General features: G+C 73.0%; 15 protein-coding genes. 2 read left to right on the top strand and 13 right to left on the bottom strand.

The window, feature by feature from the left end; translation table 11 throughout:
* Positions 1–112: 112 nt before the first annotated feature.
* Positions 113–1366, bottom strand: coding sequence for an MFS transporter (locus LG395_RS03030; protein ID WP_225808338.1), 1254 nt, complete (start codon positions 1364–1366; stop codon positions 113–115).
* A gap of 267 nt (positions 1367–1633) precedes the next feature.
* Between LG395_RS03030 and LG395_RS03025 the strand changes: the two genes are divergently transcribed.
* Together LG395_RS03025 and LG395_RS03020 are read left to right on the top strand one after the other, a co-directional pair.
* The gene (locus LG395_RS03025; protein WP_225808337.1) at positions 1634–4126 is read left to right on the top strand and encodes a phospholipase D-like domain-containing protein; all 2493 of its coding nucleotides are present in this window, start codon (positions 1634–1636) and stop codon (positions 4124–4126) included.
* A 174-nt stretch (positions 4127–4300) separates the two neighbouring features.
* Entirely contained in the window at positions 4301–4993 is a 693-nt protein-coding gene (locus LG395_RS03020; protein ID WP_225808459.1) for a phosphatase PAP2 family protein, read from the top strand.
* Positions 4994–5000: 7 nt separating this feature from the next.
* Here the strand turns inward: LG395_RS03020 and LG395_RS03015 are convergent, their stop codons facing one another.
* Genes LG395_RS03015 through LG395_RS02960 form a run of 12 tightly spaced genes read right to left on the bottom strand, consistent with a single transcriptional unit; the run spans position 5001 to position 17824 of the window.
* Positions 5001–6326: a glutamate-1-semialdehyde 2,1-aminomutase gene (locus tag LG395_RS03015; protein ID WP_171152039.1), complete on the bottom strand. Its 1326-nt coding sequence runs from the start codon at positions 6324–6326 to the stop codon at positions 5001–5003.
* A gap of 7 nt (positions 6327–6333) precedes the next feature.
* Complete coding sequence (locus tag LG395_RS03010) at positions 6334–6885, bottom strand: dTDP-4-dehydrorhamnose 3,5-epimerase family protein (RefSeq protein WP_171152037.1); 552 nt, start codon at positions 6883–6885, stop codon at positions 6334–6336.
* Positions 6882–8108 (bottom strand): polysaccharide pyruvyl transferase family protein, encoded by a 1227-nt coding sequence (locus LG395_RS03005; RefSeq protein WP_225808336.1) that lies wholly within the window; start codon positions 8106–8108, stop codon positions 6882–6884. The genes LG395_RS03010 and LG395_RS03005 overlap by 4 nt, the downstream gene beginning before the upstream one ends.
* Positions 8105–9052 carry a glycosyltransferase family 2 protein gene (locus LG395_RS03000; RefSeq protein ID WP_171152033.1) on the bottom strand — a complete coding sequence of 316 codons (948 nt, stop codon included), beginning with the start codon at positions 9050–9052 and terminating at the stop codon, positions 8105–8107. The genes LG395_RS03005 and LG395_RS03000 overlap by 4 nt, the downstream gene beginning before the upstream one ends.
* A complete protein-coding gene (locus tag LG395_RS02995; RefSeq protein ID WP_225808335.1) occupies positions 9049–10368 on the bottom strand; it encodes an MATE family efflux transporter in 1320 nt (439 codons plus the stop codon). The genes LG395_RS03000 and LG395_RS02995 overlap by 4 nt, the downstream gene beginning before the upstream one ends.
* A 5-nt stretch (positions 10369–10373) precedes the next feature.
* Positions 10374–11657: a DUF4910 domain-containing protein gene (locus LG395_RS02990; protein WP_225808334.1), complete on the bottom strand. Its 1284-nt coding sequence runs from the start codon at positions 11655–11657 to the stop codon at positions 10374–10376.
* Positions 11645–12670, bottom strand: coding sequence for an NAD-dependent epimerase/dehydratase family protein (locus tag LG395_RS02985; RefSeq protein WP_171152029.1), 1026 nt, complete (start codon positions 12668–12670; stop codon positions 11645–11647). The genes LG395_RS02990 and LG395_RS02985 overlap by 13 nt, the downstream gene beginning before the upstream one ends.
* 3 nt (positions 12671–12673) lie before the next feature.
* Positions 12674–13321, bottom strand: a complete 648-nt coding sequence (locus LG395_RS02980; protein WP_225808333.1) for a PIG-L deacetylase family protein — start codon at positions 13319–13321, stop codon at positions 12674–12676.
* On the bottom strand, positions 13318–14112 hold the full coding sequence (locus tag LG395_RS02975) for a glycosyltransferase family protein (RefSeq protein ID WP_171152025.1): 795 nt from the start codon (positions 14110–14112) through the stop codon (positions 13318–13320). The genes LG395_RS02980 and LG395_RS02975 overlap by 4 nt, the downstream gene beginning before the upstream one ends.
* Entirely contained in the window at positions 14109–15359 is a 1251-nt protein-coding gene (locus tag LG395_RS02970; RefSeq protein WP_225808332.1) for a class I SAM-dependent methyltransferase, read from the bottom strand. Before LG395_RS02970 ends, LG395_RS02975 begins: the two co-directional genes overlap by 4 nt.
* Entirely contained in the window at positions 15360–16583 is a 1224-nt protein-coding gene (locus LG395_RS02965) for a glycosyltransferase (RefSeq protein ID WP_225808331.1), read from the bottom strand.
* A 2-nt stretch (positions 16584–16585) separates the two neighbouring features.
* Positions 16586–17824 (bottom strand): O-antigen ligase domain-containing protein, encoded by a 1239-nt coding sequence (locus LG395_RS02960; protein ID WP_225808330.1) that lies wholly within the window; start codon positions 17822–17824, stop codon positions 16586–16588.

Here is a 17824-nt window from a genome sequence, read left to right as displayed (position 1 = left end):
CACCCCGCCGGCGGCCGGCCCCACCGTGACGGGGCCGGCCGCCGCCTTCACCAGCGGCTGCCGGACCCCGCGCCGCACCCGGCGGGGCCGGACCCGACCGGCGTACGGCCGCTCACTCCGCCTGGTCGGGCAGTGTGCGCATGCCCGGCACCGGGGCGAACACCAGCGGCAGGCAGCTGAGCACGCCGCCGATGACGGCCAGCCACAGCGCGGTGCGCAGACCCAGCCACGTGCCCAGACCACCGGCGGCCAGCGCGCCGACGGTCCGCACCCCGTTGATGAGCCCCAGATAGGCCCCCTGCACCCGGGACCGCATGCGGTCCGGTGTCAGGGCCTGCTGGATCGAGGAGCCGGCGATGTCGCAGAGCATCAGGCCCATGCCGGAGACGAACTCGGCCATGACCACCAGGCCGAAGGCCACCCACTTGTCCTGCGTCGCGAACGGCACCAGGGCCAGCGCTCCGGGGAAGAGCACCGAACCGAGCAGGAACGTCGGCCCGATGCCGAGGCGCCGGGTGAACCAGCCGGTGACGAAGGAACCCAGCAGCGCGCCGACGGCACCGAGGCCGAGGGCCACACCGATCATTCCGGACGTCAGCTTGAGTTCGCGCGCGATGAACAGCAGGAAGAGCGTGAAGTAGACCGTGTAGAAGAGGTTGAGCAGGCCACCGCCGACGAACCGGGCCCGCAGGACCGGGTTCCGGGAGACGAACCGCAGCCCGTCCCGGATGTGCGAGGACGACTTCTGCTTCTCGGGTGCCGGCTCCTGCGGGGATATCGACCGCAGCAGGGACGCGGATCCGAGGAAGGACAGCACGTCGGCGAGGAGCGCCCCGGGCGCCGACACGATCTGCACGAGCACACCGCCGACGCTCGGGCCCACCACCCAGGAGAAGGAGAAGCTGCCGCGGGACAGCGAGGTGCCCTGCACGTAGTCCTCGCGGTCCACGAGGGCGGCGAACAGGCTGTTGCTGGAGACGTTGAACAGCATGGCGAGCGTGCCCGTCACGAAGGCCACCACCCACAGGTGGGTGAGCGTCAGCGCGTCCAGCGCGTAGGCGACGGGCACGGTGAGCAGCACCGCCGCCCGTCCCAGGTCGCAGAGGATCATCGTGCGTCTGAGCCGGCCGTGGCGGTCCACGAAGCCGCCCACGTGCAGCGCGAACAGCAGGTTCGGCAGGGAGACCAGAGCCCCGAGCAAACCCATGCCCGCGGCGGAGGCGTTCAGCGCGAGCACCGCGGTGAGCGGGAGCGCGATCGTGGACACCTGGTCCCCGAGGAAGGAAATGGTCTGCGCTGTCCAGAACCTGCGGAACGCGACCTGATGCAACAATCGGGGCAGGCGGTCCATCAGCTGATTGGTCATTCATAACCATTTCGGTCGCGGAGAGGCGGCTGCCGAAGGCGTCGGCCTGGCCGCGACATTGTTCCCGCACGGTCCGGCGCAGGCAAACGCGGTCGCGTGCCCGGGTGTTCGACTGAACAGATCGCGCCATCCGGCGCCGAACACCGTGCCGTCGCCGTCCGGTACGGACGAAGGGCTCCACGTCACGGCCGGTGGTCTGTCATGAGCGTGACCAGCCGCGCCTTAGGATGGCTCGTCCTCCAACTCACGGTGAACCAAAGGAAACACATGGGCAGACAGACAGGGCGCCTCGCGGCACTCGCCGTCCCCCTCGCGCTCGGTGCGGCACTGCTCGCCCCGGCCACCGCTCAAGCGGAGACCGTCGTCTCCGGGAACTACACCGCGGTGTTCAACTACCCCACGCCCACGACGTACGACTCCTCGATCAACACGTCGGTCGGCAGCCTCATCGACCTCGCGGCGCCCAACTCGACGCTGTACATGGGCATGTACTGGTTCAACAGCTCGGACCTCCAGGCCAAGCTCGCCGCCGCGCAGAGCCGCGGCGTCACGCTGCGCATCATCTCCGAGTCGGCGAACCGCGCCAGCAGCAACCTGGACGGTCTGACCCTGACGGGCAACTCCAGCCTCACCTGGTGCTCCCGCGGCTGCCTGGGCAACGGCTCGGGCGACACGAACGCCATCGACCACGACAAGTACATCGTGTTCGACGCGCTCACCGACGGACGCAGGAACGTCGTCTGGCAGAGCTCGCAGAACCTCGCGGGCGGCCAGGACGGCGAGATCAACAACGCGGTCGTCGTGTCCGACAACGCGACCCTCGCCTCCCGGTACCGCGCGCACTTCAACGACCAGATCAAGCACGCAGGCGACAGCTCGCACACCACGTACGACTACACCACCGGCGACCCGAACTCGCCCGTCGAGGCGTTCTTCTTCCCCCGCGACACCGCCTCGGACGCCGGCCACTACGGCAACGCCGACATCCTCGCCTCGTTCATCGACAAGGTCGACTGCTCGATCGACGGAAAGATCAGGATCTCGGCGGCCGAACTCGACCAGCGGACCACCCGCCCGGCCGTCTACGACGCCCTGAAGGCGAAGCGGTCCCAGGGGTGCAGCGTCGACGCGAACGTCCGCGACCTCAGCAACGGCGGTGGCAACGACGGCGTCAACGACCTGACCGCTCTCGACATCGCGGCCTACGGCAACCGTCCCGGCGGGTGCCGCTACAAGCCCTCGGCGACCGCCTCCTGCAACCACGGCACCACCCACTCCAAGTACCTGCTGACGGAGTGGACGAAGGCCGACGGCACCAAGGTCCAGCACGTGTACACGGGCTCCCACAACTGGACCGCGGGCTCGCTGAAGACGAACGACGAGACGCTGCTGCGCATCGACGACCCGGCGGTCTACCAGGCCTACGTCGCCAACTTCAACAAGGTGCGGTCCGGTGCCGTCGACATCGACGCCTCGAAGTACGGCTCGACGTCCCAGCACTACTCGCGGGTCAACGTGCAGACCGACGGCGACCAGCACTACAGCGCCATCGCCTCCGGCGGCACCTCGTCCGTCTACACCGCCGTGGTGTACGAGCAGGGCGACCGGCACGACTCCTCGGACACCGAGCTGGGCACCGACGTGTACATCCGCATGTACAAGGACGGCGTCGCGCTGTGGAACGAGAAGCTGCTGAGCAACAGCGGCACCTCCGGCAGCACGACCTGGTCGCACCAGAAGCCCGACGTCGGCGTGGACGACCAGGGCAACGCGATCGTCGCGTGGGCCAAGGACGACGACGGCAACAAGTACGCCGACATCGCCGTGGTCAGGGTGGCCCCCGACGGAACGGTGACCCCCCTGCCGCGCCCGCACGCCTCCGGCAGCGGGGACCAGCTGCGGCCGACGGTCGCGGTGGCCGGCGACGGCTCCTACACGGTCGCCTGGGAGAGCACGGCCGACGGCTCCACGCTCAACCAGGTCTACGCGAGCAGCTGGTCCGGCACCGGTGCGCTGCGCTACCAGGACGTCCAGGTCAGCACGATCAACTCGGGCGCGGCCGGGTCCAACCGCCGCCCCGACGCGGCGATCGACGACGCCGGGAACACCGTGATCGTCTGGGAGGAGGACGCGGACGGCAACGGCGGCCTCAACATCGGGCTCGCCAAGCTGAACACCTCGGGCGGCTTCGCCGTGGCCCGCAAGGCGGCCAACTCCCTCACCGACGGCCAGCAGACCGTTCCCGCGGTGGCGTCGGCGGGCGACGGCCGGTTCGTCGTGGCGTGGACGGACGAGTACACCACCGGCGCCGGCACGCCGGTGCGCCCCCAGCGGATCTACGACCGCGTCTTCTCCGCGACCGGCAGTGCCGCGGCGGCCGAGCAGCGGACCACCGAGGACGGCACCGGCAGCGGCCCGTACGTCGACGGCCAGCGGCCGATCTCCGACCAGGACGTCGCCGACGTGGCGGTCGCCGACGACGGCAGCTTCGTGGTCGCGTGGAAGGAGGCCTTCGACGTGAACATCGGCGGGACCGTGTTCCCGGGCAAGGACGACGTGTGGGCCCGCGGCTTCAACGCGGACGGCACGACGACCGGCAGGCTCCCCGCCTACCGGATGAACGTGGTGACCGGCGGCGGCCAGGGCGGCCCGGCCGTGACCCTCGCCGCGACCGGCCGGCTCGCGCTGACGTACTCCGACGACTACGACGGCAACGGCTTCAACGAGATGCGGCTGCGGGACGCCTTCGCCAACTCCTGAGTCCGACGGGAGCGGGGCAGTGCCCCCGCTCCCGTCGCCCTCCGGCGAACGGGATCCGGTGCCCCCCGCCGCGCTGTTGGCTAGGGTGACTGGTGGCTCCCGCGCGGAGCCGGGTCGGACACGACGGGGGGCTCGTCGGTGGGCAGTTGGCAGCAGCAGGAGCCGGAGGCCGGTGTGCGCGGTCCCGCTCACCCCGGCCCGGGCCGGGCGCCCGAGGTGCTGCCCCCGTCGCTGCGCGGGCGGCTCGGAGTGGTCGCGGTCCTCGCCGCGCTGGTGGTCGCCGTGCTCGGGGTGCTCTACGCCGGCCACGGCGAGTCCGGCACGGTGGACAGGTGGATCACCCCGCCGACGGCGGACAGCGTGCGGCCACCGTGGCGGTACGCCGCCCTGGCCCTGGACTGGCTGGGGGAGCCCGCCGGAGCGGTGGTGCTGGTCGTGGCCGCCGTGACCGGCTGCCTGCTGCTGCGGCGTCCCCGGGGCGCGGTGCTCGTCGTCGCCGTCGCCGGTGCGGCCGTGGGGACGGCGACCCTGCTCAAGCACGTGGTGGGACGCACCATCCACGGCGACGGCAACCTGTCCTACCCCAGCGGGCACACCGCCTTCGCCACCGCGCTCGCCTACGCGGTGGCGCTGCTCGCGGCCGGCCGTCCCGGCCCCGGCAGGACCGCCGGCGCGTCACCCGTGCTCGCCACGGCGCTGGTGGCCGGCGCCGCCATGGGCTGGGCCGAGGTCTCCCTGAGCGCGCACTACCCGACCGACGCCCTCGGCGGCTGGTGCACCGGGCTGGCGGTGACACCGGCGACCGCGTGGCTGGTCGACCGGACGGCCGGGCGGACGTCCGGCGCCGGCCGGCGCGAGGACGGATGACGCCCCGTCAGGCCAGTCGCCGGAACACGGGCTTCACCGGTCGTCCGCCCAGCCAGGGGGTGGGGTCACCGGCATCCAGTGCCTTCCGGTACACCGCGCACGCCTGGGCCACCACGTCGACGGTGTGGTCGATGTCGTCGTCGCCGAGGGCGCTGCTCACCACGAACGACGGGGCCAGCACCCCGCCCATGAGGAGCCGGCGCAGGAACAGGGTGCGGTACCGCTGCGACGGCTGCCCCTTCTCGTCGAGGGTCGCGAAGACCAGGTTGCTGGCCCGGCCCCGGACGACGACGTGGTCGCCGACGCCCATGGCGGCCGCGGCCTCGCGGACCCCGGCGGCCAGCCGGTCGCCGAGCGCGTGCAGCCGTGCGGTGACGCCCTCCTCGACGTAGGTGGCGAGCACGGCCATCGCGGCGGCCAGGGAGTGCGTTTCCGCGCCGTGCGTGGTGGACAGCAGGAACACCCGGTCGCCGGAGTGGCGCAGCCCGCCCCGTTCCATCAGCTCCCGGCGCCCGGCCAGCGCCGAGACGGCGCAGCCGTTGCCCAGCGCCTTGCCGAACGTGGACAGGTCGGGGACGACGCCGTACAGGCCCTGGGCGCCCGCCTCCGACCAGCGCAGGCCGGTGATCATCTCGTCGAAGACCAGGACGCAGCCGTGCCGGTCGGCCAGCTCGCGCAGGCCGGCGAGGTAGCCGGGCGGCGGCTCGGTGTGCGTCGCGGGTTCCAGGATCAGGCAGGCGACCTCGCCCTTGAACCGATTGAGCAGCTCCTCCGTCGCGGCCAGGTCGCCGTAGGGGAACGTCACGGTCAGCTCGGTGGTCGACTCCGGGATGCCGGCGGACATCGGTGTGGTGCCGATGAACCAGTCGTCGACGGAGAAGAACGGATGGTCGGCGCAGAGGGCCACCCGTGGGCGCCCGGTGACGGCGCGGGCGAGGCGCACCGCGGCGGTGGTGACGTCGGAGCCGTTCTTCGCGAACTTCACCATCTCCGCGGTCGGCACCGTGGCCAGGAAGCGTTCCGCGGCCTCGACCTCGACGACGGACGGCCGGACGAAGTTGGCGCCGCGGTCGAGTTCCCGCCGCACCGCCTCCGTCACGCGCGGGTGGGCGTGCCCGAGGCTGACCGACCGCAGCCCGGAGCCGTACTCGACGTAGCGGTTGCCGTCGACGTCCCACACGTGCGCACCGCGGCCGTGGCTGATGACCGGGGCCAGGTCCTCGGGGTACTGGTCGTCGCCCTTGGCGTAGGTGTGCGCGCCCCCGGGGACCAGGGCGTGCAGCCGTTCGTTCATGGCCCGCGAGCGGGGCAGGTGGAACTCTTCGGTGTCCAAGCCGGCGTCACCCTTCCATCTGCTTCAGGACCTCGGCGAGGCTCGGCGCCTCCCGGTCCCGCTGGGACATCGATGTGACCGGCAGCGGCCACGGGACGGCGAGGTCGGGATCGTCGAAGGCGATCGTGACGTCCTCGGCCGGGTCGTGCGGGCGGTCGATGCGGTACGAGGTGTCGGCGGTGCCGGTGAGCGCCTGGAAGCCGTGCGCGCACCCCGCCGGGACGTACAGGGTCGCCTGCGTGTCGCCGGACAGCTCCAGGAAGACCCGGCCGAGGTACGTCGGCGAGTTCGGCCGCAGGTCCACGACGACGTCGAAGATCCTGCCGTACGAGCACCGCACCAGCTTGGCCTCGCCGGCGCCGGAGCGCAGGTGCAGGCCGCGGAGCACGCCCCGGACCGAGCGGGACAGGCTGTCCTGGACGAAGGCGTCCGGGTCGAGACCCACCGAGCGGACCACGTCGGCGTCGAAGGTGCGGCAGAAGAATCCGCGTTCGTCGGCGTACGGCGTCGGCTCGAACAGGTACGCGCCGGCTATCTGGGGGACTTCGGTCGCCTTCATGAGGCCTCCTGCCGGGAGGGGGTGCGGGCACGGCCGGCCGCCGGGAACAGGGCCGTGGTCAGGGCGGTGAACTGGTGGTCGAGCCCGCGGGCGGCGGCCTCGTTCCGTTCGGCGAGGACGCGCCGCATCTCGTCCGCTCGCTCCTCCAGCTGCCGGAACTGTGCGAGCAGCCGGTCGGCGTCGAGCGCGCGCGCCGGATGGCAGTACGTGCCGAGGCCCATCCGTTCCATCAGCGCCTCGCTCTTCGCCGCGTAGGTGACGGCGAGCGTCGGCGTCCCGGTCTTCAGCGCGCAGATCAGGTTGTGGTAGCGGATCGCCACCACGGTCTCGGCGGCCGCCGTCTCCTTCATCAGGTCGGCCAGGGAGGCCGTCTCGGCGGCGGAGACCAGCGGTGAGTCCACCGCGTCGAGGATCGCGGCTACCACCGGCGCGTCGCACGCGTCACCGGTGAGCAGCCGGACCGCCCTGCCCTCCTCGGCCAGCGCGCGGACGAACCGGATCGTCCCGTCCAGGTAGCGCCGGTGGATCTCCTCGGCCCGGGCCCGGTCGTCGTTGCCGCCGTGGAAGTCCATGACCCCGACGCAGACCGGGCCCGGCGGGTCCGAGGGCACGTTCGCCTCCGGTGCCGGCAGGGCGAACGCGAGGTCCGGGTAGACCTCGTCGCGCGAGGTGTCCACGCCCGTCGCCCGCATCGCGTCGCGGGACCGGGCGTCCCGGTACGACCGGTACGCGGCCAGCCGCGCCGACCAGCGCACCAGGGCCCGGGTCGGCCGGTTGCCGATCGTCGCGGCGCCGACGCTGACGAGCGCGACCCGCGTGCCCAGCAGCCGGCCGCTCGCGCAGAGCAGGAACAGCGCGTACGGGAAGCCCCACGGCCGCAGCGGCAGCGTGGCCTCCAGGACGCCCATGCCCGGCACGATCACCACGTCGTGCCGGCGCACCCAGGCGGCGGTGCGGAAGACGTCGACGAGTTTGCCCAGCCCCTTGGACACGATCGCGCCCGCGCGCGAAGCGGTCCGGTACTCCCCGCGGTACCAGTGCAGCCGCGTCGCGGGGATGCCGAACCGGGCCGTGACGGCCTCGGGTCCGCCGCACAGCGCGTCCACGACCGCCCGCGGGTGCTCGGCGCGCAGGTAGCCGAGCAGGGCCTCCAGCGACCCGTCGTTGCCGAGGTTGCCGGAGCCGAGCAGGCCGAACACCCCGACGCGTGGCGCGCGCCTCATGCCCGCCGCCCCTCACGGCCGGCGACGAGGGCGTCGACCGAGACGGTGAGCCCGGCCGGGTCGACCGGGGGGCGGTCCTCGACCCGCTCGCCGGCGCCCGGCCGGGCCCGGCTGGTCATCCACGCGGCCAGGTGGCGGTAGCAGGCGCGCCGGTCGGCGGGGGACAGCGGCGCCCGCCGGATCGCCGAGACGAAGCCCCAGACGTACTCGGCGAGCAGCCGGGGCGTCGGGTGCAGTGGGCCGGCCCGGCGCGGGTCCAGGTTGACGCACCGGGCCCGCTTGGACGGGTTCGCCCGCTCGGCGCGGGTGGGGTGGTCGCGGCGGAAGTACAGCAGCTCCGGCACCTGGTGGAAGGGCCCGTGCAGGCCGATCTCGGCGACGAACGTGCGGTCCGCGTGGTGGTAGCTGTCCATGGGTCTCACCCGGCGCAGCACGTCGGCCCTGATCACCCCGTAGAAGTCGTCGCCGCCGGGCTCGAACAGCATGCTGCGGAAGCGCTCCGGCGCGTGCGGGGAGGCCGTGGCGAGCGTGTACTCGTAGGGGACCTTCACCTGGCCGTCGCCGTCGATGACCGCCTGGTCGGCGTGCGCGAGGATCACGTGCGGCCGCTCGTCCAGCGCCTCGACGCAGCGCCGCAGCAGGTCCCGGCCGTACAGGTCGTCGTGCGAGGCCCACTTGAACAGCTCGCCGCGGCACTCGGCGAACACGAGGTTGTGGTTCGGGGTGGCGCCGATGTTCCGGGGCAGGCGGATGTACCGGATACGGGAGTCCTTCGCGGCGTACGCGCGGCAGATGTCCTCGGTCCCGTCGGTCGAGGCGTTGTCGGAGACGACCAGCTCGAAGTCCTCGTAGGTCTGGCCGAGCAGGGCGTCGAGCGACTCGGCCAGGTACTCCTCGCCGTTGTAGACGGGCAGGCCGATGCTCAGCCTGGGTCGGTCGGTCATGTGGTCCTCACTTCGGGAACGGAGTGGTGGTGCCGCTCGCGCAGGGCGGACCGCAGCTGCAGCCACCACACGGCCGAGCCGCTGACGGTCGCGGCGGCGACGCCCCAGGCCGAGCCGACCGGGCCCGCGACGGCCGCCCCGCCGAGCCCGCCGCCGACGTAGCAGGCGGACGCGAACAGCTGGGAGCGCAGGCTGCGGCGGGCCGCGCCGAGCGCGCGCAGCCCGGCCGCGGCGCCGGTGCCGAGGCCCGCGCCGGCGACGCTGAGGGTGATCGGCACGATGAGCCGCGAGGCGGAGTGCCAGACGCCGCCCAGGACGAGGTCGCCGAGCCGCTGCGGCAGCAGCAGCAGCGACCCGCCCCACAGCAGCGCGGCGGCGGCCTGCCCGCCGCCCAGCAGCAGGCAGAACGTGCCGAGGCGGTGCGGGGCCTGCCGCAGCACCCGTGCCGCCTCCGGGACGGTCACCAGCGACAGTCCCATCAGCACGGCGAGGAAGGGACCCATCAGGAGCTCGGCACCCCGCACCGCGCCCACCGCGCCGACGCCGGCGATCGCGCCGAGCCCGTACGCCCGCAGCTGGCTCGCGCCGCTGAGGCTGACGTTCTCGGCCAGGTAGCGGGAGCCGAGGTCGCGGTGCTCGCGAAGCCACGCGCGCGCTCCGGCCGCCGCGGGCCGGATCCCCGACTGGAAGCAGCCGTACCCGGCGGCCACCGCGGCGGAGGCCCCCCAGGCGAGGACGAACGCGGCCACGCTGTCCACGCGTGCCGCCAGGACCATCGCCGGGACGAGCGCCACGCACCACACGAGGTCGTTGACGAAGGCCTTCCGCCCGGCGCCGGCGGCGAAGAACGAGAACCGCCAGGCGTCCTGCAGCAGCAGCCCCGGCAGCACGACGCCGAGGCAGGCGAACGCGGGCCCCACACGGCCGCCGAGACCGAGCCCGGCCACCAGGCACGCCGCGCCGATGGCGGCGCCCACACCGAGCGCGGTGCCCGAGGACCGGGCCACCGCCGCGCGCCAGGACGCCTCCGGCACCCCGCTGAAGCGCACCACGAGGGGGTCGGTGGCAAGGCCGCGGGAGACGTTGAGCACCACGCCGTAGGTCACCCAGGCGAGGCTGAACACGCCGAACGCGGTCACCCCCAGCGAGCGGGCCACGTAGATGCCCACCGCGAAGTTGCTGATGCTGGAGGCCGCCTGGTCGGCGAGCCCCCAGGACAGCCGGCCGGCGACGGCCCGCCGGGCGGAGCGCCGGGCGTGCGCGGCCCGGGCCGCCGGTGGCGCCGTCGTCCGCGGATCCTCCCCCTCGGTGGTCATCGGCGTCATGCCTTGATCAGTCCGGCGCCGTGCAGGGCGTCGGCCGCGGCGGCGACGGTGTCGAACGGCAGCCCGGAACGCTCGGTGACGTCCAGCAGACTGTGCTCGCCGTCGGAGAGGTTGAGCACCCAGAGCATGGCCATCTGGGCCTGCTTGGTGTCGCTGCGGCCGCCGAGCGCGTCGTACAGCCCCCGCCGGCCCAGCTGCGGTTCGCCGTAGGGGCTGAGGTTGACGTAGCGCCGGTTGCGGTCGAGGACGGCGAACGCCTCCCGGCAGACGGCGAGCGTGTCGGCCATCGCCTCCGGGGAGACGAAGTCCAGGTCGTCCGCCGAGGTGTGGTACTCGGGGTAGCCCGCGTACGGCGTCCGGGTGAGCGAGCCCACCCCGAGGTCGAACCCGGGCGAGCAGTACTGCCGCTCGTCGTAGCCGTAGGGCGTGAACTCGGTGACGCGGTGCGGGCGTTGGGAGGCGGCCAGGACGTGCCGCATCACCCGGTCGATCTCCGCGTCGCCGCGTCTGCTCTGCTTGTAGGTCAACTGCCCGGGGTCGCCGGCGCAGGCCAGGACCAGGCCGTGCCTGACCCGGTCCACCCGCTCCGCGTTGCGGGCCAGCCAGGTGATCGCCCCGATCGTGCCGGGCGCGAAGACGAACCGGTAGGTGTGGTACGGCGTACGCTCCGCCAGCGCCCGTGCCAGGAACGTCGCCACCGCGATGCCGGCCAGGTTGTCGTTGGCCAGCGACGGGTGGCAGACATGGCAGGAGACGAGCACCTCGTCGGGGACCTGCCCGGGGACCACGTGCTCGGCGTAGCTGAGGTGGCCGTCGGCGAGGGTGGAGTCGACGCGGACCTCGTAGTCGCCGTCCTCCATCGCGTCCAGGGTCTCCTGCGCCAGGCAGAACCCCCAGTCCGGCTTGTAGTAACTGGTGCGGTACGGCACCCAGGCCGGGTGTTCCGGCAGGGTGTGCAGGTGTCCGCGCAGTTCGGCCAGCGGCATGGTCGCCGACACCGGCACGCTGTAGCCGAGCACGTGCAGGCTGGACGCGGCGAAGTCGACGACCCGGTTCCCGGCGGCGTCGGCGATGTACGCGTCGCGGATGTTCCACTCCTGCGGCACGGTCCAGTCGAGCACCTGCGTGCCGGTCGGCACCTCGTGCCGCTGGAGCGGGATGTACTCCCCGACGATGTCCAAGGTGGCGCGCACACCGTCGCCGGTGATGCTCCGGCACAGCGGGTACATCCGCTCCACCAGCGCGTACATCTCCTCGCCGGTCCCGGTCACGGGCGCCACCGCAGGGTGTCGTCGACGGCGCCGGACCCGGACGCCGCGCGCAGCACGGCCAGACGGGTGAAGCGCTGCTCGAAGTCCTCCCGGGTGAGGCCGAACTCGCGGTAGGCGTCGGCGAGTTCGAGCGCGCCCCGCTTCACCGTCCACGCGCAGTCGAAGCCGGGCACCGCGGCGCGGAAACGGGAGAAGTCCACCCGGTAGGACCGCGGATCGGCACCGGTCTCCCCGGTGATCACCACCTTCGCCCCGGACACCGCCTCGGCGACCTGCCCGGCGATCTCGGCGACGGTGACGTTGTTGGTCTCGCTGCCGATGTTGAACGCCCGGTCGTGCACCGCCTCCCGCGGCGCGCTCAGCGCGGCCGAGAAGGCCCGCGCGATATCGGCGGCGTGCACCAGCGGACGCCAGGGGGTGCCGTCGGAGAGCACGAGGACCTCACCGGACAGCAGGGCGTGGCCCACCAGGTTGTTGAGCACGATGTCGGCGCGCAGCCGGGGCGAGTAGCCGAAGGCGGTGGCGTTGCGCATGTACACCGGACTGAAGTCGCCGTCGGCCAGGGAGTGCAGGTCGTCCTCCACCCGCACCTTGGACTCCGCGTACGGCGTCACCGGGCGCAGCGGGGCGTCCTCGGCCACCAGGTCGTCGCCGCCGGCCGCGCCGTAGACGGAGCAGGTCGACGCGTACAGGAAGCGCCGCACCCCGGCGTCGCGGGCCAGCCGGGCCAGCCGCACGGACGCGTGGTGGTTGATGTCGTAGGTGAGCTCCGGTGCCAGCGATCCCAGCGGGTCGTTGGAGAGCGCGGCCAGGTGGATCACGGCGTCCACCCCGGCCAGGTGGTCGGCCGTGACGTCGCGCAGGTCCACCCGGTGCCCCGGCGGGTCGGCGGGCGCGGGGCCCAGGACGCAGTCGGCGAACAGGCCGGAGTCGAGGCCGACGACCTCGTGCCCGGCGGCCGTCAGGACGGGCGCCATGACGGTGCCCAGGTAGCCCTGGTGCCCGGTGAGCAGTACGCGCAAGGTTCATTCCCCCAGGTCGAACGTGAGTTTGGTGACGGCGAACGCCTCGGCGTAGCGCTCGTGGCATTCGATGCCGCGGATCCGGGCCAGGCCGAGGAAGGCCTCCCGGTCGTACCAGGGCCGGTGCCGCTGCGAGGGGTAGTGCTCCTGCAGCAGCCGTACCTTCTGTTCGGCGGTCTGAGGCGTCAGCGGCTGGTAGGCGGACGGCCGGCCGAGATCGCCGTCCCACTTGACGATCTCGTAGCCGAGGACCAGGTGGTCGCGGAACGCGGTCGGCACCAGCCGCGCCAGGCCGCGGTGGTCCTGGTGCGCGTCGTCGGTGCGCGGCGCGAGGACCAGGTCCGGGTCGGTCCGCTCGCGCAGCTCCTCCACGGCGGACTTGGCCTCCTCCCAGTGCGCGGGGAGCCGGCCGTCCGGCAGCTTGTGCACGGTCAGCCGCAGGTCGGCGCCCGGGCAGAAGGCGGCGAGCGCTGCCGCCTCCTCCTGCTCGCGCCCGGTGCCGCCGCCGGAGAGCACCAGCGCGTCGACACGGACGCCCGGGCGCGCGTGGCACAGCGTCAGCAGCGTGCCGCCGGCGCCGATGGCGATGTCGTCGCAGTGCGCGCCCACCGCGACGATCCGCTCCAGGCGTCCCGCCCCGAGCCGGATCACGCGCCCACCCCCGCGCTCTCCCGCTCCCACACGGCCCACGGGCGGTCGCCCCGGGCGTAGGCGGCGTCGAGCGCGGCCCGCTCCTTGACGGTGTCGGTCGGCTTCCAGAAGCCGCGGTGCCGGTGCGCCACCAGCCGTCCGCGCTTGGCCAGCTGGGCGCATCCGTCGGCGACCAGGTCCCCGTCCTCGGGGATGTGGTCGAAGACCTCCTGGCGGAGCACGAAGTAGCCGCCGTTCTCCCACAGCGGCAGTTCGCTCACCGCGGTGATGCCCCCCACCAGGCCGTCCTCGCCCAGCTCCACGCAGTGGAACGACGACTGCGGCGGCACCACCATCATCGACGCACCGGCGTCGCGCCGGGCGAAGTTCTCGATCATCTCCGGCAGCGGGGCGTCGGTGAGCACGTCGGCGTAGTTGGCGAGGAACATCTCGTCGCCGTCCAGGTGGTGCCGCACCCGGCGCAGCCGTTCCCCGATCGGCGACTCGATGCCGGTCTGCGCGAACGTGATGGTCCAGTCCGAGATGTCGGTGGACAGCAGCTCGGTCCGCCCGCCCCGCAGTACGAAGTCGTTGGACGTCGTCTCCTCGTAGTTGAGGAAGAACTCCTTGATGTGGTGGGCCCCGTACCCGAGGCACAGGATGAACTCCGTGTGGCCGAAGTGCGCGTAGTAGCGCATGACGTGCCAGATCAGCGGCCTGGGGCCGACCATCGCCATCGGCTTGGGCACGTCGTCCGCGGCGCCGCTGCGCATCCGCATCCCGTAACCGCCGCAGAACAGAACGACCTTCATGCTGTGACCTCTCGCGACGCGGCCTCGACAACGCTCAGTTCCGGGATGGGGAAGACCAGCCGGCCGCCCCAGTCGTGCACGTAGGACAGCTGCTCGACCAGTTCGGCCCGCAGGTTCCACGGCAGGACCAGCACGTAGTCCGGCTTGTCCGCGGCGATCCGCTCGGGCGGCAGGATCGGGATGCGGGTGCCCGGGGTGAACCTGCCGTGCTTGTAGGGGTTGCGGTCGACCGTGTACGCGAGCAGGTCGGGCCGGACGCCGCAGTGGTTGAGCAGCGTGTTGCCCTTGCCCGGGGCGCCGTAGCCGACCACCGTCTCGCCGCGCTCGGCCGCCTCGACGAGGAACCTCAGCAGGTCCCGGCGCACCTTGGCCACCCGCGTGGAGAACTCGGTGTACCCGGACAGCTCCTGGAGCCCGGCGGCCTTCTCCCGGTCGAGCACGTCGGCCACCCGCCGGGCCGGTTCGCCTGCCACCTCGGCCGGCCGGGCCCACAGCCGGATGGAGCCGCCGTGCGTGGGCAGCAACTCGACGTCCACCAGCGCCAGTCCGCCGCTCGCCAGCGCCCGGATCGCGGCGGCGACCGTGTAGTACTGGAAGTGCTCGTGGTAGATCGTGTCGTACTGGTTCTCCTCGATCAGGGTCAGCAGGTGCTGCACCTCGATGGAGACCCAGCCGTCGTCGGCGACCAGGGCGCGCAGTCCCCGGGTGAACCCGACGACGTCGGGGATGTGCGCGTACACGTTGTTGGCGACGACCAGGTTCGCCGGGCCGTGCTCGGCGCGGACCGCCGCGCCGGTGTCCGGGCTCAGGAACTCCGTGAGCGTGGGCACACCCGCGTCCCGGGCCGCGGCGCCGACGTTCACCGACGGCTCGATGCCGAGGCAGCGGATCCCCCGGTCCACCACGTGCTTGAGCAGGTAGCCGTCGTTGCTCGCGACCTCGACCACGAAGGCGTCCGGGCCGAGCCCCACCCGCCGCACGGCGTCGGCGACGAACGTGCGCGCGTGCTCCACCCAGGACGTCGAGTACGAGGAGAAGTACGCGTACTCCTTGAACGTCTCCTCCGGCGTGATCAGCGGCGGGATCTGCGCGAGCCAGCAGTCGGTGCAGACCCGCAGGTGCAGCGGGTACGTCGGCTCCGGCTCGTCCAGTCGGTCCGCCGCGAGAAAGCTCTCGCACGGCGGCGTCGCCCCCAGGTCGACGACGCTCACCAGCGCCGCCGAGCCGCAGAGTCGGCATCGTGTCATCTAGTGCCCCCCATTGGTTCCGTCCCCCCTCGATTGCGCCCGCCCCGCGATCGCGGCGCGGTACTCCTCTTCCAGGCGCTCCAGCCCGACGGCCGGGCTGAAGCCCTTCTCGTAGCGGCGCCGGGCCGCCTGACCCATCTCCCGGCCCAGCCGCGGCCGGGTCGCGACGCGGCGGATCCGGTCCGCGAGCGAGGCGGGGTCGCCCGGCCGGTGCAGCAGCCCGGTCACCCCGTCCTCGACGAGTTCGACGAAGGCGCCGTGGCCGGCGGCGACGGCCGGCACGCCCGCCGCCATGGCCTCCGCGACCACCAGGCCGAACGTCTCCATGGCCACCGACGGGGCCACCACGGCGACCGACCGCGCGACGGCCTGCCGCACCCGGGCCGGTTCGAGCAGACCGGCGTAGCGCACGTCGTCCCGGCCCGCCGCCCACGCGGTCACCTCCCGCTCCAGCGGTCCCGCGCCGGCGAGCACGAGCGGCACGCCGACACCGCCGTCCGCCGCGATCTCGTCCCACGCGGCCATGAGCAGCCCCACTCCCTTGGCCTCCGCCAGCCGGCCGAGGAAGAGCAGGTGCTCCCCGTCGCCCTCCCGGCAGGCGCCGGGATCGGGCACGAAGTTGTGCTTCACCGTCAGCAACCCGGCCGGCAGGCCCGCGCGCACCAGGACGTCGCGCTGCGCCTCGGAGATGCAGAAGAACCGCTCCACACCGGACCACCACCGCCGCCGGTTGACCGACAGGCTCACCGCGAGCGGCACCGTCGCGAGACGGGAGCCCCGGTAGCAGCCGTGCCGGACGGCGGGCAGCGGCACCGCCGGGCCGACGCACTCGGTGCACAGCCGGCCGTCCCGTTGCAGCGTGCCGGGCGGGCAGACCTGGGTGTAGTTGTGCAGCGTGGCGACGACGGGCACGCCGGCGTCGGCGCAGGCGGCGAGGACCGCGGGCGACAGGAGCGGGAAGACGTTGTGGACGTGCACCACGTCCGGCCGCTCGGCGCGGAGCCTGGCGGTGAGCTCCCGGCGCACCGCCGGGTTCCACGGCACAAGCAGCGGCACCGCGACCTTGCCCGGCAGGGACCGGCCGGCGATGTCGTCGCTGCGCCGCTCGAACACCTCGACCCGGTGGCCGGCCGAGCGCAGCAGCGCCACCTCCTCGTCGACGACCCGGTTCTCGCCGCTCGGCTGCGCCGAGGAGTAGCGGTTGTGCACCACGAGGACGTGCATGGTCAGCTCACCTCCCGGTCCCGGGCCCAGCGCGGGACACCTGGTCGGGGCGGCGGGGGTGCCGGCGGCGGCGGGGCCGCGGCGGGCGCTACGAGCAGCGAGGCGGCCAGGGCCAGGTGCAGCAGGTACGGCGAGGCGTCGCCGAGGCCCGCCTCGGTGTACGACGAGATCGCGACGTAGCTGATCAGGAAGATCGCGCAGGCCCTCGACAGCGACGGCGGCCGCAGCAGCGCGACACCGCCGAGCACGAGCAGGACCGCCGCCACGAGGGCGACACCGACCAGGCCCTGCTCGTTGTAGACGGCCAGCCAGCTGTTGTCGATCGGCAGCCCGCCGAACGACTTGTCGCCAAGGCCCACGCCGAAGAACCGCTCCCCGGTCGTCCGGGGCGCCGCCAGCAGGGCGTCCCAGACCTTGGCCCGGCCGGTGAGGCTGGAGAAGTTCTCCTTGCTCTGGCCGCGCAGGAACCACGCCTGGAGCGCGGAGGCGAACCCCACCGCGGCCACCGTGGCGCACAGCACCGCCCAGGTGAAGAAGCGGCGGGCCGCGGCGCTGGTGAGCATGAGCGAGCCGATCGCGAGCGCCAGCCCGGCGAGCAGGCCGACGGTGGCGGTCCGGGTGTGGGTGAGCGCGAGGAGGACGAGTGACGGAACGATGACCACCGCCGCACTGGTCCGGTCGACCTGGCGGCCGAGGAGGAGCAGCACGGTCAACCCGGTGATCACCGCCGTGTACTGCCCGATCTGCGGCGGGGTGAGCGGCCACAGCGCGCCGACGAGACGTCCGCCGTACAGGTCGGGCATGGCCGCGCCCGGTGAGATGGCCAGGCCCGCGGCCACCGACACGAGCACCCCGAAGTACATCCGGATGTGGTGGCGGACGAACGTCACACTGCCGTCCCACCAGCGGCTCACCAGCCACAGCGTGCCGATGAAGAGGGCCAGCCGGGTGCAGCGGAACAACGCGCCGAACCCGGACTCCAGGTGCACGCTGGAGATCACGCTCGGCACCAGCAGCAGGGTGAGCAGGAACACGAACGCGCTGGGTCTGACCCGCAGCCGCACATTGAGCGCGAGCGCCAGCGCGAACGCGACGACCAGCGAGCCCATGGTGACCAGCTGGATGAGGGAGCGGGGCAGCTGGACGATGGTCTTCGCCCCGGCGGAGCCGAGCGTGTTGAGGCCCAGCAGCAGCCAGACGATCCCGACGGCCTTCGGCGGGGTGGCGGGGGCACGGTCCAT

This window comes from Streptomyces spinosus (assembly GCF_020400655.1).
Classification (GTDB): Bacteria; Actinomycetota; Actinomycetes; order Streptomycetales; family Streptomycetaceae; genus Streptomyces; species Streptomyces argyrophylli.
The sequence above is the reverse complement of the archived record's forward strand: the minus strand, read 5'-3'. Positions and strand labels throughout refer to the sequence as shown.

Coding starts and splice junctions, on each gene's coding strand:
- LG395_RS02965 (WP_225808331.1), bottom strand. CDS start 16,583: ATGCACGTCCTCGTGGTGCACAACCGCTACTCCTCGGCGCAGCCGAGC.
- LG395_RS02995 (WP_225808335.1), bottom strand. CDS start 10,368: ATGACCACCGAGGGGGAGGATCCGCGGACGACGGCGCCACCGGCGGCC.
- LG395_RS02975 (WP_171152025.1), bottom strand. CDS start 14,112: ATGAAGGTCGTTCTGTTCTGCGGCGGTTACGGGATGCGGATGCGCAGC.
- LG395_RS03010 (WP_171152037.1), bottom strand. CDS start 6,885: ATGAAGGCGACCGAAGTCCCCCAGATAGCCGGCGCGTACCTGTTCGAG.
- LG395_RS03030 (WP_225808338.1), bottom strand. CDS start 1,366: ATGACCAATCAGCTGATGGACCGCCTGCCCCGATTGTTGCATCAGGTC.
- LG395_RS03000 (WP_171152033.1), bottom strand. CDS start 9,052: ATGACCGACCGACCCAGGCTGAGCATCGGCCTGCCCGTCTACAACGGC.
- LG395_RS02960 (WP_225808330.1), bottom strand. CDS start 17,824: ATGGACCGTGCCCCCGCCACCCCGCCGAAGGCCGTCGGGATCGTCTGG.
- LG395_RS02970 (WP_225808332.1), bottom strand. CDS start 15,359: ATGACACGATGCCGACTCTGCGGCTCGGCGGCGCTGGTGAGCGTCGTC.
- LG395_RS03025 (WP_225808337.1), top strand. CDS start 1,634: ATGGGCAGACAGACAGGGCGCCTCGCGGCACTCGCCGTCCCCCTCGCG.
- LG395_RS03005 (WP_225808336.1), bottom strand. CDS start 8,108: ATGAGGCGCGCGCCACGCGTCGGGGTGTTCGGCCTGCTCGGCTCCGGC.